The sequence below is a fragment of the Cupriavidus sp. 05N39 genome (assembly GCF_056397325.1).
Genome location: NZ_JBFTNE010000038.1, coordinates 87,284 through 101,133, shown reverse-complemented (window position 1 = coordinate 101,133; position 13,850 = coordinate 87,284). Strand labels below are relative to the sequence as shown.

General features: G+C 67.1%; 11 protein-coding genes. 3 read left to right on the top strand and 8 right to left on the bottom strand.

Features of this window, described 5'->3' with window-relative positions; genetic code table 11:
- Positions 1–392 precede the first annotated feature (392 nt).
- Both AC1DN0_RS19350 and moaC read right to left on the bottom strand, forming a co-directional pair.
- The gene (locus AC1DN0_RS19350; RefSeq protein WP_441629303.1) at positions 393–938 is read right to left on the bottom strand and encodes a Cache 3/Cache 2 fusion domain-containing protein; all 546 of its coding nucleotides are present in this window, start codon (positions 936–938) and stop codon (positions 393–395) included.
- 400 nt (positions 939–1,338) lie between these two features.
- A complete protein-coding gene (moaC, locus tag AC1DN0_RS19345) occupies positions 1,339–1,821 on the bottom strand; it encodes a cyclic pyranopterin monophosphate synthase MoaC (RefSeq protein WP_441629305.1) in 483 nt (160 codons plus the stop codon).
- Positions 1,822–2,025: 204 nt separating this feature from the next.
- Here moaC and AC1DN0_RS19340 point away from each other — a divergent pair, with 204 nt between their 5' ends.
- Positions 2,026–3,780: a M48 family metallopeptidase gene (locus AC1DN0_RS19340; protein WP_441629330.1), complete on the top strand. Its 1,755-nt coding sequence runs from the start codon at positions 2,026–2,028 to the stop codon at positions 3,778–3,780.
- Between the two features lie 37 nt (positions 3,781–3,817).
- Here the strand turns inward: AC1DN0_RS19340 and AC1DN0_RS19335 are convergent, their stop codons facing one another.
- The 6 genes from AC1DN0_RS19335 to AC1DN0_RS19310 all read right to left on the bottom strand — a co-directional run bounded on the left by AC1DN0_RS19335 (position 3,818) and on the right by AC1DN0_RS19310 (position 8,485).
- Positions 3,818–4,417, bottom strand: coding sequence for a DUF2946 family protein (locus AC1DN0_RS19335; protein ID WP_441629307.1), 600 nt, complete (start codon positions 4,415–4,417; stop codon positions 3,818–3,820).
- 123 nt (positions 4,418–4,540) lie between these two features.
- The gene (locus tag AC1DN0_RS19330; RefSeq protein ID WP_441629309.1) at positions 4,541–5,614 is read right to left on the bottom strand and encodes a YheT family hydrolase; all 1,074 of its coding nucleotides are present in this window, start codon (positions 5,612–5,614) and stop codon (positions 4,541–4,543) included.
- A 55-nt stretch (positions 5,615–5,669) separates the two neighbouring features.
- Positions 5,670–6,110 (bottom strand): YybH family protein, encoded by a 441-nt coding sequence (locus AC1DN0_RS19325; protein ID WP_035869293.1) that lies wholly within the window; start codon positions 6,108–6,110, stop codon positions 5,670–5,672.
- Positions 6,111–6,167: 57 nt separating this feature from the next.
- Positions 6,168–7,190 (bottom strand): lipopolysaccharide heptosyltransferase II, encoded by a 1,023-nt coding sequence (gene waaF, locus AC1DN0_RS19320; protein WP_441629311.1) that lies wholly within the window; start codon positions 7,188–7,190, stop codon positions 6,168–6,170.
- Between the two features lie 121 nt (positions 7,191–7,311).
- Entirely contained in the window at positions 7,312–7,506 is a 195-nt protein-coding gene (locus tag AC1DN0_RS19315; protein ID WP_035869287.1) for a zinc-finger domain-containing protein, read from the bottom strand.
- Between the two features lie 58 nt (positions 7,507–7,564).
- Positions 7,565–8,485 (bottom strand): branched-chain amino acid transaminase, encoded by a 921-nt coding sequence (locus tag AC1DN0_RS19310; RefSeq protein WP_441629313.1) that lies wholly within the window; start codon positions 8,483–8,485, stop codon positions 7,565–7,567.
- 1,080 nt (positions 8,486–9,565) lie between these two features.
- Between AC1DN0_RS19310 and AC1DN0_RS19305 the strand changes: the two genes are divergently transcribed.
- Positions 9,566–12,505 (top strand): DEAD/DEAH box helicase, encoded by a 2,940-nt coding sequence (locus AC1DN0_RS19305; RefSeq protein WP_477145919.1) that lies wholly within the window; start codon positions 9,566–9,568, stop codon positions 12,503–12,505.
- 177 nt (positions 12,506–12,682) lie between these two features.
- Positions 12,683–13,708, top strand: coding sequence for a Bug family tripartite tricarboxylate transporter substrate binding protein (locus AC1DN0_RS19300; RefSeq protein WP_441629315.1), 1,026 nt, complete (start codon positions 12,683–12,685; stop codon positions 13,706–13,708).
- The last annotated feature ends 142 nt before the right edge of the window (positions 13,709–13,850 follow it).

Here is a 13,850-nt window from a genome sequence, read left to right as displayed (position 1 = left end):
TGTGTCTTGGGGATAACCGATGTTGTTGGTAATTTTGATGGCATCGAACTGGATACCAGGAAAATCATTGTTCGATCGGATCCGTCCAAGGAGATGGTTCTTGGATTTGATAAGGGAATTTCGTCGGACCATAATGGCGTCGCGCGCATCCCGACAAAATCTGGAAATAGATTGCTGGTCAGGGGAAAGTGTGGTGGAAGTGCCTTAAGTAGAAGCAAGGCTTAGTGTGCTATTCGGAATGCCTGGGAATTTGGCCGAAAGCTATCGTGGATAGCGCTTTTTCGGAGTAGTGTTCAGACCATTGCCGGTAGTGTCGCCTACTGTGAGCGGGCTTTCGGGGCCCCGCGTCGCCGGGGTGGCGACGCGGGGTATAAAGTAGAGCCTACGCAGACTCACTGCGCCTTGAGATAACCTACGTAGTAGATGCCGATGACTCTGCCAAGGGGATCCTGTATCGGTTCATAGCCTGTGATATAGGACTTTCCGAGAATGTCGGCATCGCCATAGTACGCGCCACCGCCGCGAATTGCCGCGATAGCCTTGCCGTTGGGATCGAGTACGGTGCCAATGGCGCGCGACCCATCGTCTTTCTGCACATTCGTTGCCACACGGATGAATTCCTCACCGCTCTTCACGAATAGCGTTGCGGTACCGCCCACCGTGTTTTTCACATCGTCAACCACGGCAAAGTTATTGTTCATCTTGTTAGCGCCAAAATACAAGGCCGGTGCGGGTTTTCCGGCAACGGCTTCTTCTCCTTTGATCGCCGGTGCGCCCAAATTGAGCACTTTCATCTTCAACAGCACCATGGCGTATCTGACGTTGTCCACCGATTGTGCGTGACCCACGGTGGGGAGAAAAATCGAGAATGCAATTCCATGTGCCGCCAGGACAACCCAGCGTAAAATGAAATTCGTCCGCTTTACATTCGGCATCATGTCATCTCCGAACAGGATTGCCGATGCAACGGGGCGGCAACATCCCCGGGACAGGATCGATTGCCCATTCATCCGTCTGGAGTATAGGTTGCCGTGATTTGCTTACCAGCACGATGGCAAATAGCACTTATGGAGACCATTACTTGGGGACAGCGGGAATTTCAACGAATTGGGCGCGATCGAAGTCGTTGCTTCCGGTGGAAATCCGTTGCGCGAAACCCGTGCCTGCCGCTTGTTCCCAATGCCGCATCGATTCCATCTCCCGTGACCATTTGGAGAAAATTTGGTCAAAATCGATTCTGCGTCACTCCATGGCATCCGTTGCCGTCAAGGCAATGAGGCAATTGGTCAGCAGGGCGGGTGATGACGTGCGTCAGGCTAAGGCTTATAAAACAATCGCTTAACTGTCGCCGGCCACCCAGTCCCCCGACTTCCCCCCATGCTTCTCCAGCAACTTCACATCCCCCATCACCATCCCCCGGTCCACCGCCTTGCACATGTCATAGATGGTCAGCAGGGCCACCTGCACGCCGGTCAGCGCTTCCATCTCCACGCCGGTCTGGCCGTGCGTCTCGGTGCGCACGGTGCAGCGGATGGTGCCGCTGGCTTCGTCCAGCGCATAGTCCACCGCTACCTTGGTGAGCGAGATCGGGTGGCATAGCGGGATCAGGTCGGAGGTGCGCTTGGTGGCCATGATGGCGGCCACGCGGGCAATGCCGAGCACATCGCCTTTCTTGGCGGTGCCGTCCCGCACGAGCGCGAATGTGGCGGGCAGCATGGTGATGGTGCCGGTGGCCACGGCCACGCGGTGGCTATGGGCCTTGGCGCCGACGTCTACCATATGGGCTTGTCCGGCTGAATCGAAATGGGTGAGCTGGCTCATGGCATGGACCTGCGGAGTCGAGAGGAAAGCGTGGCGGAGGCGTCCGCCGCATTTGCCGCGCTAGCCGGGGCAGGGCGTGGCAAGACCGGGCGATGCCCGGTGGGAATGGCCTCCGGAGGCCGCTATCATAGCAATATGCGCAAGAACCAAACGCTCGCCGGAGCGCTCTCCTCGCCCGCCCGACAGGCGCGCCTCAAATCTCGCATGGGCCCCGTGCGCCATGCCGATGCCGTTCCCGCGGCCGTACCCCTGCGCGCGTCCGCGAAACCGGGGCGCTTTGCGCGCCGTTCGCTGGCGGCACTGTTGGCGCTGACGATGGCGTTACCCGCCTGGCCCCAGCAGCGCGTGTTGCTGAACGATCCCGCGCGCACCGCCGCAGCCGCCACCACGGGGACGGATGGCGGTGGCAGCGACCAGGTCTACGACAACCTGAACCGCAGCGTCAAGGCGGGGCAGAAGTCCGAATTCGGGCTGCGCAGCAACAACACGGTGGTAGAGACCAACGGCGCGCAGTTGCCCGACCTGGGAGACCCGTCCACGGCGTCGCTGACGCCCGATATGGAAAAGCGCCTGGGCGATCGCATCATGCGCGATATCCGGCGCGATCCGGACTATGTGTCGGATCCGCTGCTGGCCGATTACCTGAACATGCTTGGTTATCGCCTGGTGCAGGCGGCGCGCCGGCAGAACATCTCCGGCTCCAACGGTGCCGGCACCTTTGCGACCGGCTTCGAGCTGTTCGCGGTGCGCGACCGTACCATCAATGCCTTTGCGCTGCCGGGCGGGTACATCGGCGTGCACACCGGCCTGCTGGTGCAGTCGGATACCGAGTCCGAGCTGGCTTCGGTGCTCGGCCACGAAATCGGCCACGTGATGCAGCGGCATATCGCGCGCGGCATCACCACGCAGGACCAGTCGATGTGGATCGCGCTGGCATCGATGGTGCTCGCGGGACTGGCGGCCACCAAGAGCGGCGATGCGGCCGCGGCGCTGGCCATGGGCGGGCAGGCGGCCGCCATCTCCAACCAGTTGTCGTTCTCGCGCGGGGCGGAACGGGAGGCCGACCGGGTCGGGTTCCAGATCATGACCGCCGCCGGCTTCGATCCGCAGGGCATGCCTGACTTCTTCAAGCGGCTGCAGCGGGTGATGGGCATCTCGGAGAATTCGGTGCCGGCCTACGTGCGCACCCACCCGCTCACCTCGGAGCGGATCGCCGACATGCAGGACCGCGTAAGCCATGTGGCGGTGCGCAAGGTGCCAAATACCCCGGAATACGAGTTCGCTCGCATGCGTGCGCGCATCATCCAGGAAACCACGCCTAGCGACCTGCAGAACGTGCGTGCCGCGCTGCAGACGCAACTGGCGGCAGCTTCACCGGTGCGCTTGCCGGCGCTGTATTACGGGATGGCTTTCGCCGAGCAGCGGCTGGGCCGCAACGCTGCCGCGGAGCAGTCCCTGGCCGAAGCCCGCCGGCTGTACGGCAATATTCCCGGCGCCACTTCCGGCAGCGCCATGCTCGATGTGATGGCGATCGAGCTGGCGCGCGCGCAGGGCCGGCAGCAGGATGCGCTGAATCAGGCCATGGTATCGATGAAGGCGTTTCCGCTGTCGCACGCGGTGGCGCTGAGCTACGCGGCGACCTTGCTCGGTGCCGGCCGGACGGACCAGGCGGTGACCTTCCTGCGCGAACGCACGCGCGAAGAGGTCGCGCGTTCCGAGTGGTGGGACATGCTGGCGCGGGCCTATGCCGCGCAGGGCCGGCGTGTACAGCAGCACCAGGCGCTGGCGGAGAAGTATGCGGTCGATGGCGCCTACCAGGCCGCCATCGAGCAGTTGCAGATCGCGCGCAAGGCGGGCGATGGCGATTTCTACACGCTGTCGGAGGTCGATGCGCGCCTGCACCAGCTGGAGCGCCAGTTCCGCGAAGAGAAGCAGGACAGCAAGGGCATGCCTAACTGACGGCCACGCCCGCTACCGCTGTTCCCGCCGCCGCCGCTCAGGCGGCCTGCTCGCCCGCGGGCGGCAGCGGCTGGCGCACGAAGCCGTAGCGCGTCGGCACCTCGTCTTCGACAATCGGTTCGATCGCCACGTCGGTACCGTTGAAATGAAACACGCCGAGATTGCCGCCGCACGCCTCGCCGTGCCAGGTGCAGGCGCTGCTGAAGGCATCGAGGTCATGGTCGTGCAGCAGCGCGACCTGCGGCTTGCCCGCATTCCCGCTCTCTCCTTCCACCTCGCCGACCAGCAGCACATTGCCATGCTCGTCCGCATGGCAGGCGCGCAGCGCGAAGGCGTGCTGCGATGTGGTCCGCAGCTGGCCCTGATGCAGCCGCGCGATCCACGGCGCGTAGGCCAGCGACACGAACACGCGCTGCGGGCCGTTCTGGAAGTACCAGGCACCGCGCTCGTCGTGCTGGTAGTTGCGCTCGATAAACGCGATCAGCGCTTCGTGCCGGATCGGGTCGCCGGACAGGCCGTGCTGCTGGGCGTACTCGTTGCGCATGCGCCATTGCCCGCGCCGGTCCAGCGCCAGCCAGCCGTAGCAGTTGGGGACGTTGGGCCAGCGGGCCATTGCTTGCTTGACTGTGTCATCCATCGTCGCTGTCTCCTTGCGGGGCCGTTCATGCCGTCCATGAAGGGCATCCCGCTCGCATTCATTCAGGTGGCCGCCCGGGTTTGCCATCCGTTCGCAACGGGTGTGCGGGGCTGCGCCGGCGCGCTAAGCCACGGCGTCGAAAAACCGCAGGATGCGCGCCGGCAGCCACTCGATATGCCCCGCATAGGGCAGTACCGGCAACACGCGCAGCTTATCTTCGCGCGGCGTCATGAAACCGACGTGACCACCGTGCTCTGGCTGCTCCAGCCAGACCTGCGGGCTGACGTCGGCCGGGCCCGGCAGGTGGCGCGCCGGCAGGAAGGGGTCGTTGCGCGCGTTGAGCACCAGCGTGGGCACGGCGATGCGGTCGAGCACGGGCTTGCTGGAGGCGCGCGCCCAGTAATCGTCGGTGTCGCGAAAGCCATGCAGCGGCGCCGTGACGATATTGTCGAAGGCGTACAGGTCGCGGCTGGCGAGCATGGCTTCCCGGTCGAACAGGCCGGGATACTGCTTTAGCTTGGCCAGGGACTTGCGCTTGAGGGTTTGCAGGAACATGCGCGTGTACAGCATGTTGAAGCCCTGCGACAGCGCCGCGCCACCGCCGGCCAGGTCCAGCGGCGCCGACACCGACGCCGCGGCGCCGATGAAGGCCGCGCCGCTGCCCTGTTCGCCGAGCAGGCGCAGCAGGGCATTGCCGCCCAGCGAGATGCCGACCACCAGCAGCTTGCGCCCATGCGCGCAATACTGCCTGTGCAGCCGTTCCAGGATCCAGTGGACCTCCTCCGAGTCGCCGGAGTGATAGAAACGCGGCGCCAGGTTCAGCTCTCCCGAGCAGCCGCGAAAGTGCGGGACCACGCCCTGCCATCCGCGCGCGGCCAGCGCATGCATCATGGCCTGCGCGTAGTGGCTGCCAGAGTCGCCTTCCAGGCCGTGGAACATCACCAGCAGCGGGGTATCGGGCGCCACCGGGTGCGTGGTCCAGTCGAGGTCGACGAAGTCGTCGTCGGGCGCGGTCCAGCGCTCGCGCTTGAAGGCCACGCGCGCAGGGCGCTGCGTGAAGCGCGCCGGGATGATGGTCTGGGCGTGGCCGCCGGAGAGCCACCACGGCATGCGGCGGCCGCCGCCGAACGAGGAGGCGCCCGGAACGGGTGACACCGCCCCTGGGGGGCTGTGGTGCGATGGCGGAAGCTGGCTCATGCCTGGATGCTTGGAGCTGGCGGGCTGCCGGGCCGTGGCGCCGCGCCGGATCCCGCTAGTGAAGCGCCTGGCCCGGCGCCGTGCTGACGGTGGCGACCTGGCTGGCGTTGGCCGGGCTGCAATGGATATGCGCCAGTCGCCAGCCCTCGTGGTTCTGCATCAGCACATAGGTGGTGTGCACGTAGAGGTCGGCTTCGATGCGGTCGTCGCCGAAGCGCAGGGCTTCGGTCACGTCGAAGATGGCGACCCCCATCGAGGTGTGGCTGCTGGTCTCGATCACGTCGATCAGCACCGGCTGCAAGGCCAGCAACTGCGCGAAGGCCTGGCGCAGGTGCTCGTGGCCGATCAGGCGCTGGCCGTCGGGCATCACGCACGTTACCGAATCCTCATCCAGCCACAGGCGCAGGGCGCCGTCCGCATCGCGCAGCTTCATGGCCTCGCGAAAGGCTTCTACGATGTCTTCGGCGGAATCGAACAGGCGGGCAAAACGAGGCATGGTGGACTGGGCTCAGGGATTCGTTGGCCGGATGATTACGAACGGCGGGTCAGCGCTTCAGGCCCGGTGCAGGAGCTTGCGCAGCTCCACAAACACCATTTCGGGCTCGATGTCCTTCAGGCACCGCAAGTGTCCGAGGGGGCACTCACGCTTGAAGCACGGACTGCATTCGAGCTGCAGCCACATGATACTCGCAGCCTGCGACAGCGGGGGAGTGTGGCGTGGGTCACTGGAGCCGAACACCGCCACCTGCGGCCGGTTCAGCGCCGCGGTGACGTGCATCAGGCCGGAGTCGTTGCATACGGCGCCTTCGGCCATCGCCAGCAGGTCGACGGCGTCGTCGAGCGAGGTCTGGCCGCAGAGATTGCGCACGAACGGCGCGCCTTTGACGATCTCGTCGGCGATCGCGGCATCCTTGGGCGAGCCAAGCGTGATGATCTGCGCATACGGGAACGAGCGCTTGAGCATCTGCGCCAGTTCCGCGAAGTGCGCCGCCGGCCAGCGCTTGGCCGGGCCGAATTCCGCACCCGGGCAGAAGGCGATCAGGCGGGTCTGCGGCGCAATGCCGAAGCGCTCCGCGGTCTTGGCCATGCGCACCGGGTCGATGCGCAGGCGCGGCTCGGGCAGGTCTTCGGGCAGGCGCGCGCCTGGCTTGAGCGCCAGCCGCGCGTAGTGCTCGACCATGGGCGGGCGGTGGTCGCGCGGCGGGTTGCCGTGGCGGATATTGAGCAGGCCGAAGCGCGCTTCGCCGCGATAGCCCACGCGCAGCGGGATGCCGGCCAGCCAGGGAATCAGGGCCGACTTGAGCGAATTGGGCAGCACGTAGGCCGCGTCGTAGCCTTCGTTCTTGAGCTGCTGGGCGAACATCAGCCGTGCGGAGAGTTGCAGCTTGCCGTGCGCCAGTTCGCTGGGGAATACCTGGTGGATCTCGGGCATGCGTGCCAGCACCGGCGCCACCCATTTGGGGGCGAGTGCGTCGATCTGCAGGCGCGGATGGCGCGCTTTCATCAGCGCGAAGAGCGGCTGCGCCATCAGGGCGTCGCCGATCCAGTTGGGGGCGATGACGAGGGCTTTTTTCATGAATGGGGCGCTGCCGGAAGAATGGGCGTGGCGCGGTCTGCGCGCGCCACGCACGCCAACGCTCCGGCGCGCCGCTTGGCGGGCCGGAGCATCGGGGTGGTGCGGTGAAACGCGAGCCGTGTCAGTGGTGACCCTTGATGACGGTGCCTGGCTTGAGCTTGTAGACGGTACCGCAGTATGGGCATTTCACCTCGCCGGTGTCGGTCACGTCGAGGAAGACGCGCGGATGGTAATTCCAGGCGGGCGTATTGCCGGTGGGGCAGTGCAGGGGAAGATCTTCTGCGCCGATTTCGATTACGGATGCGGTTTGCGTCATGGTGTTGCGGGGATGGACTTGGTCTTTTGTCAGGACTAGGTAAGTGGCTGGCCGGTGTTCAGACCAGGGTCAGCCAGTGCTTGTATTGTTCGCTGGTGCCACCGACGGCGGCGAAGAAGGCATCCTGGATGCGCTTGGTCACCGGGCCGCGCCGGCCTTCGCCGATGACGCGGTCGTCGAGTTCGCGGATCGGCGTGACTTCGGCGGCGGTGCCGGTGAAGAACGCTTCGTCCGAGCAGTACACTTCGTCGCGCGTGATGCGCTTCTCGCGCACCTCGATGCCGAGATCGTGGGCGATGGTGAGGATCGCGTCGCGGGTGATGCCGTCCAGGCACGAGGCCAGGTCAGGCGTATAGATCACGCCGTTGCGCACCACGAACACGTTCTCGCCCGAGCCTTCGCTCACATAGCCTTCGGTATCCAGCAGCAGGGCCTCGTCGTAGCCGAGGCTGGTGGCTTCCTGGTTGGCCAGGATCGAGTTGATGTAATAGCCGCTGGCCTTGGCCCGCACCAGCGAGACATTGACGTGATGGCGGGTGAAGGAGGAGGTCTTGACGCGGATGCCGCGCTCCATGCCTTCTTCGCCCAGGTAGGCGCCCCAGGGCCATGCGGCGATCGCCACGTGGATGGTGTTGCCCCTGGCCGAGACGCCGAGCTTTTCAGAGCCGATCCAGACCAGCGGGCGGATGTAGCAGGATTCGAGCTGGTTGGCTTTCACCACCTCGCGTTGCGCCGCCGCCAGCGTGGCCTCGTCGAACGGCATCTGCATCTGGAAGATCTTGGCCGAGTTGAACAGGCGGCGAGTGTGCTCCTTGAGGCGGAAGATCGCGGTCCCGGCCGGCGTCTTGTAGGCGCGTACGCCCTCGAACACGCCCATGCCGTAGTGCAGGGTATGGGTCAGCACGTGGATCTTGGCGTCGCGCCACTCGATCAGCTTGCCGTCCATCCAGATTTTTCCGTCGCGATCCGCCATCGACATGGTTCTTCTCCGTGAGGCCGTCAGCAATGCAAAGGAGGCATTGTAAACCCCGGGACCCCTTGTGCCAACGCGGGCGCGGGCTCGCGGGGGTCTAAAATCGTCACATTGTGTATGCCGCCACCGCCACCCGTGCCCCTTTCGCCATCATCACGACCCGCCGCCTCTGATTCCGATCCGCTTGCCGGTGTGCGCGCCGAACGGCTGCGCGGGATGCTGTTCGCCGGGGCGCCGGAGGCGGAGATCGACGAATTGCTGGCGCCATGGGAGACGGGTTCCGGCCTGCCCCGGCTGCTGGTATCCGCGGCGCTGGGCAGCGGCGGGCCGGCGGCGCTGGCGCGGGTGGTATCGCCGTGGCGCTGGCGCATGCTGCACGCGGTGCTGGATGCGCTGTATGCGGACTGGGACCCGGCCCTGCGGCCCTATCTGGACTACCTGGCCGATGCGCAGGCACGCGGCGACGGCGAATTCGCCACGGTGCCGGGGCGGTTACGCGGGGTGCTGGCCGAGGGCTTGCTGTATGGCGGCGAGCGCCAGCGTGCGCTGGCGGTGCTGGCCACGGTGCCCGGCAGCGGCCAGGCGCTGGCGCTGCATGCCTTTACGCATGCCGGGGATGGCGACTGGGCGGGGGCCCAGGCCGGTTTCGAAGCCGCGCTCAAGAGCCTGCGAACCGAGCGCGGCCAGCGCACCGGCTTGCTGTCGCCCGCGCTGGCGCCATACTACCCGCTGTCCTTGCTCGCCCAGCGCACGCCCGCGCACCTCGATCAGGCACGCAAGTTCTGCCAGGCGGAAGCCGGCTCGCGCACCCCTGCGCCTACCGGGCGCTGGGGGCTGTGGTGTCATGCGCTCGCGGTGCATCGCGGCGACGCTCGCCTGGACGAAGCCGCATTTGAGTTGCGTCCCGAAGTGCCGCCGCTCGCGCAATTCTGGCGCGTGATGCTGCGCGCCTGGCTGGGCGATGTGGCGCAAGCCAGCGGACGCCGCCAGCCAGCGGCGGCCCGCGCCGAAGCCATCGACGGCCTGCATGTCCGTCTGCAAGCCTGTGGCCTGCGCTGGTTCGGGCAGCAACTCAATGCGGCCCGGATGCTGGAGGCCGGCGAGCCGGTGCCGGACGTCTTCTTCGCCGGCCAGCGCCAGGAGAGCTGGCGGCTGGCGCTCGAAGCGCTGCAGGCCCTTGCGGGCGAGGCGCGCGCGCCCGACGGCGCCAGTGCCAGCCGCATCTTGTGGGCGCTCAGCCTGGACGCCGACGGCGCGCTCGGCACCATCGAGCCGCTGGAGCAGCTGCGCGGTCCGCGCGGCTGGAACAAGCCGCGGCCGCTGCCGCTGGCCCGGCTCGCCGAGGACGACCGCCTGGAGCCCTGGGATGCCCGCGTAGCCCGCGCGGTCCGCCGTGACCAGTCCTATCACCGGCGCTACGTACTCGATCGCGCCGCGGCCATGCTCGCCCTGGTCGGGCATCCTGGCGTCGTGCTGGCGCAAGCGCCCGAGCAGACGCTGGAAGTGGTGGAAGGGGCGCCCACGCTGGAAGTCGTGCGCCAGGGCGGGCGCTATACGCTGCGGGTCTCGCCGCCGGTGCGGGAGGCGCCGGCGCTGGACAGCTTCCTGCCCGCCGGCAGCCGCGCGGATGCCGAGGCCTTGCGCCAGATCACCGTGCTGCGCGAAGGCTCGCAGCGCCTGCGCGTGATCCGGCTGACGCCCGCGCAGCAAGGCGCGGCGCAACTGATCGCCGACGGGCTGGCGGTGCCAGCCGAAGCGCATGCCCAGCTCGACGCCACGCTGCGCGCGCTGTCCGGCCATTTCCAGGTGCACTCTGACCACGACGGCAGCGCCCGCGAACTCGAGACCGAGAGCCGTCTGCGGGCCGAGCTGTCGCCGCTGGGCGAGGGCCTGGCCCTGCGCCTGGTGGTGACGCCGCTCGGTCCGCTCGGGCMACGGCTGGCGCCGGGCAGCGGGCGCGAACGGCTGATGGCGGCGGTCAAGGGGGAGAGCCTCGCCACGGTGCGCGATCTCAAGTCCGAGCTGACCCACGTGGCCGAAGTCTTTGACGCGCTGCCTTTCCTGGTGCCGCGCTCGCCCGAGAGCGGCGAATACGACTGGACCCTGGCCGACCCGGAGGAAGCGCTGTCGGTGGTCGAGCAGCTGCCCGGGCTGCCTGGCGTGCTGGCGGTGGAGTGGCCCAGGGGCAAGGAAATACGGGTGGTGGGCGCCGACATCCCGCAACTGGCGGTGCATATCGAAACCGAGAGCGAATGGTTCAAGCTGGTCGGCGAGTTGAGCGTGGCCGAGGGGCTGGTGCTGCAGCTCGGCCAGTTGCTGGCGTGGGCCGGCAGCCATGCGGGGCGCTTCATGCCGATGGGCCAGGGCGTCTACGTGGCGCTCACGCGCAGCCTGCGCGCGCGGCTGCGCGACCTCGCGAGCGTGGCGCACAGCGTGCCCGGCGGCATCAAGGTGCCGCTGATGGCGGCGCCCTGGCTGGACGATGTGCTGGCCGGCGCGGGCATCGATCCCGACGCGCATTTCCGCCAGCGCGTGGCGCGCCTGCGCCGGGCGCGCGACGGCGATGCCCGGCTGCCTGCCAACCTTGCCGCCGAGTTGCGGCCTTACCAGGAGGACGGCTTCCGCTGGGCCATGTCGCTGGCCGAAGCCGGTTTCGGCGCCTGCCTGGCCGACGACATGGGACTGGGCAAGACCCTGCAGGCGCTGGCGGTGATGCTGGCGCGGGCGGACGGCGGCGCCGCGCTGGTCATCGCGCCGACCTCGGTCTGCGGCAACTGGGCCGAGGAGGCGCGGCGCTTCGCGCCGACGCTGCGCGTGCACATCTATGCCGAGGGCGAGCGCGCGGCCTTGCTGGAACACGCCGGCCCGCATGACATGGTGATCGTCTCGTACACCTTGTTGCTCCAGGCCCGGGAAGCGTTCTGCAAGCGGGAATGGCACACGGTGGTGGCCGACGAGGCGCAGGCCTTCAAGAACGCCGCCACCAAGCGCTCGCAGGCGATGTTCGAGCTGTGCTCCGGCTTCCGCATGGCGCTGTCGGGCACGCCGGTGGAAAACCGCCTGGCCGAGTTGTGGTCGATCATGCGCTTCTGCAACCCGGGCCTGCTTGGCTCGCTGGTCCGCTTCAACGAATACTTCGCCGTGCCGATCGAGCGCAACGGCGTGCGCGAGGCGGCCCAGCGGCTGCGCCGCATGATCGCGCCGTTCGTGCTGCGCCGGACCAAGGCCCAGGTGCTGGACGAACTGCCGCCACGCACCGAACTGGTCTTGCGCATCGAGCCGGAGCCGGTCGAGGCGGCTCACTATGAAGCGCTGCGCCGCCAGGCGCTGGCCGAAGCCGAGGCAGCGGTCAGCGGCCCGAAGGCGCGCCGGACCGCCTCCGGCCAGCCCGGCGCCGAGGCACGCATCCATGTGCTGGCGCAACTGATGCGGCTGCGCCGTGCCGCCTGCGACGCGCGCCTGGTCACGCCCGAGCTGGATCTGGGGCAGGAGGGCGCCAAGGTGCGCGCGTTCGTGCAACTGGCCGGCGAACTGGCCGCCAACGGCCACAAGACGCTGGTGTTCAGCCAGTTTGTCGACTTCCTGCAGTTGCTGCGCCGGGGACTGGACGAGGCCGGGCTGGCGTGGCAGTACCTGGACGGCGCCACGCCGGCAGCCGAGCGCACCCGGCGCGTGGCGGCTTTCCAGGCGGGGCAGGGCGATGTCTTCCTGATCAGCCTGAAGGCCGGTGGTTTCGGCCTCAACCTGACCGCGGCGGACTACGTGATCATCGCCGACCCGTGGTGGAACCCGGCCGCCGAGGACCAGGCCATGGGCCGCGCCCACCGCATCGGGCAGCAGCGGCCGGTGACGGTGTACCGGCTGATCAGCGCGGGCACCATCGAGGAGCGCATCCTTGCGCTGCACCACGGCAAGCGGGCGCTGGCCGACGGCATCCTGGAGATCGGGGAGGGCGGGGACGGCTTGACCGGCACGGCGGCCGCGCTGCCAGACATCGACGAACTGGTGGGTCTGCTGCGCAACTAGGGGCGTCGTTGCCCATCGCGATTCCGCTCCATGTCTGCTTATACCAACATGGCATACCTTCAAGCGAACTCCATCGTTGGTAATGCGGCGGATCGTTGGTATCTTGCTGTTTTGGCCCGGGGCGCCAGACCCCGGCCGGCAGCCCCGACCCGCATTCATTTTTCCGACGGTACCCCCATGCTCCGCATTGCATCCCGCCGCATTTCCCTTGTTTCCCGCCCGGTTTCTCGCCTGGCAGCCGGTCTGGGCGCCCTGGCCGCGCTTTGCACGCTGGCCGCGCCGGCCCGTGCCCAGGACCCGGCATGGCCCGCCCAGCCGATTACCATCCTGATGGGCTTTACCGCCGGTTCGGGCGTGGACATGGTCGGCCGCACCCTGCAGGAATCGCTGCAGAAGTCGCTCAAGACCACCATCATTTATGACTACCGCCCCGGCGCGGGCGGCAACGTGGCCTCCGAAGTGGTCGCGCACGCCAAGCCAGACGGATACACCCTGCTGCTCGGCACCGCCGCCACCCACGGCATCAACCCGGCCCTGTACAAGAGCCTGCCGTTCGACGCCGAGGCCGATTTCACGCCCGTGGCACCGTTGGTGGAAGTGTCCAATGTGCTGACGGTCAACCCGTCCGTGATCGACGTGAAGTCGGTGAAGGAATTCATCGAGAAGGTCAAGGCCAATCCGGGCAAGTACAACTACGCGTCCACCGGCAACGGTACCGGCACCCACCTGGCCTTCGCCGAGTTCAACGCGCGCGCCGGCCTGGACATGGTCCACGTGCCGTACAAGGGCGGCCCGGATGCGTTGCAGGCCGTGCTAAAGGGCGAGGTTTGCTGCATTTTTAATCAGGTGCAGAGCGTGTTGCCGCAATACAGGGCGGGGAAGGTCCGGCTGCTGGGCGTGACCACCAGGAACCGAGTGGCGGTGATCCCGGAGGTGCCGACGATTGCCGAGAGTGGCCTGGCCGGGTTTAACAGCACCATCTGGTTTGGTTTCTTCGGACCCAAGGGACTGGACGCCAGGATCAGCAAGAAGATCAATGACGCGGTCCAGGTCGCGCTGGAAACGCCGGCGATCCGGCAGAAACTGATCGATGCCGGCAATTCGCCGCGGATCGAGACGGTCGAACAGTTCCGGGCCACCGTGAAGGCGGATCGCCAGAAGTGGGCCGGCGTGGTGAAGAGCGTGGGCGCCTCGATCGACTGAATCCCGCACGGCCGTCCCCACCTGCAGGGCCCCCGCATGCGGGGGCTTTTTATTTGCAGGCAGCCCAGCCAAGGGCAACGGCGAATCTGTTAAGCGGTTGCTTACGAGTGGCCGGGGCTGGCCCTATAATGGGGCCTTGCCC

Excerpts from the sequence above, each read along its gene's own strand:
- AC1DN0_RS19350 (WP_441629303.1), bottom strand. The coding sequence starts at position 938 with ATGATGCCGAATGTAAAGCGGACGAATTTCATTTTACGCTGGGTTGTC.
- moaC (WP_441629305.1), bottom strand. The coding sequence starts at position 1,821 with ATGAGCCAGCTCACCCATTTCGATTCAGCCGGACAAGCCCATATGGTA.
- AC1DN0_RS19340 (WP_441629330.1), top strand. The coding sequence starts at position 2,026 with ATGGGCCCCGTGCGCCATGCCGATGCCGTTCCCGCGGCCGTACCCCTG.
- AC1DN0_RS19335 (WP_441629307.1), bottom strand. The coding sequence starts at position 4,417 with ATGGATGACACAGTCAAGCAAGCAATGGCCCGCTGGCCCAACGTCCCC.
- AC1DN0_RS19330 (WP_441629309.1), bottom strand. The coding sequence starts at position 5,614 with ATGAGCCAGCTTCCGCCATCGCACCACAGCCCCCCAGGGGCGGTGTCA.
- AC1DN0_RS19325 (WP_035869293.1), bottom strand. The coding sequence starts at position 6,110 with ATGCCTCGTTTTGCCCGCCTGTTCGATTCCGCCGAAGACATCGTAGAA.
- waaF (WP_441629311.1), bottom strand. The coding sequence starts at position 7,190 with ATGAAAAAAGCCCTCGTCATCGCCCCCAACTGGATCGGCGACGCCCTG.
- AC1DN0_RS19315 (WP_035869287.1), bottom strand. The coding sequence starts at position 7,506 with ATGACGCAAACCGCATCCGTAATCGAAATCGGCGCAGAAGATCTTCCC.
- AC1DN0_RS19310 (WP_441629313.1), bottom strand. The coding sequence starts at position 8,485 with ATGTCGATGGCGGATCGCGACGGAAAAATCTGGATGGACGGCAAGCTG.
- AC1DN0_RS19300 (WP_441629315.1), top strand. The coding sequence starts at position 12,683 with ATGCTCCGCATTGCATCCCGCCGCATTTCCCTTGTTTCCCGCCCGGTT.